Source organism: Monashia sp. HAY1-2A, from assembly GCF_056755315.1.
This window is the reverse complement of sequence record NZ_JBNDHY010000311.1, coordinates 1-912: the sequence shown is the minus strand read 5'-3', so window position 1 is coordinate 912 and position 912 is coordinate 1. Positions and strand designations below refer to the sequence as shown.

1 protein-coding gene is annotated in these 912 nt (G+C 73.9%); it reads right to left on the bottom strand.

Annotation, left to right across the window (positions count from 1 at the left end; genetic code table 11):
- A partial coding sequence (locus ACPYOM_RS22045; RefSeq protein ID WP_481347598.1) for an adenosine deaminase family protein occupies positions 1-782 on the bottom strand: 782 nt, incomplete at its 3' end.
- Positions 783-912 lie beyond the last annotated feature (130 nt).

Below are 912 nucleotides of genomic sequence, written 5' to 3'. Positions count from 1 at the left end.
TCCGTCGTCGGCAGCGTCAGATGTGTATAAGAGACAGCCTCGAGCGTGACGCCCGCCTCGGCGACGGCGTCGAGCACCTGCGGGTCCTCGACACAGCGCACCCCGTGGCCGATGCGGTTCGGGGAGAGTGCCTCCAGCGTCTCCATGACGGCCTGGGCGCCGAGCAGCTCGCCGCCGTGCGGCACGAGCACGAGGCCCGCCCGTCGGGCGATCTCGAAGGCGTGCGCGAACTCGGCGGTGCTCCCGCGCCGTTCGTCGTTGCTCAGGCCGAACCCGACGACGTGGCCCGGCTCGTCGCCGGCATACCTCGCCGCGAGCCTCGCGAGCGTGCGGGCCTCGAGGGGATGGCGCATGCGGCTGGCCGCCACGACGACGCCGACGCCGATGCGGCCCGATGCCGAGACGGACCGTGCCTCGTCGAGGACGACCTCGAGCGCGGGCGTGAGTCCGCCGACGAACGGCGCGTACGACGTCGGGTCGACCTGGATCTCGAGCCAGCGCGACCCCTCGGCGGCGTCGTCCTCGGCGGCCTCGCGCACGATGCGGCGCATGTCCGCCTCACCGCGCACGCAGCTGCGGGCGGCGTCGTAGAGGCGCTGGAAGCGGAACCACCCCCGCTCGTCGGTGGCCCGCGCCAGGCGGGGCGGCCACGCACCGAGGAGCGCGTCCGGCAGCCGCATCCCGTGCGTCTCGGCGAGCTCGCGCACCGTCGCGACGCGCATCGACCCGGTGAAGTGCAGGTGCAGGTGGGCCTTGGGCAGGGCCCGCACGTCGCGCGTCATGGCCGACAGCATGGCACCGCGCCGGCCGCAGCCCGAGGACCGGCGTTTCGCGCGCTTCTGAACGGAGCGCGCGAAACGTGGTCGGAGCGCGGGAAATGTCGCGCGCCCGAACCTGGATTCGCGCGCTTCT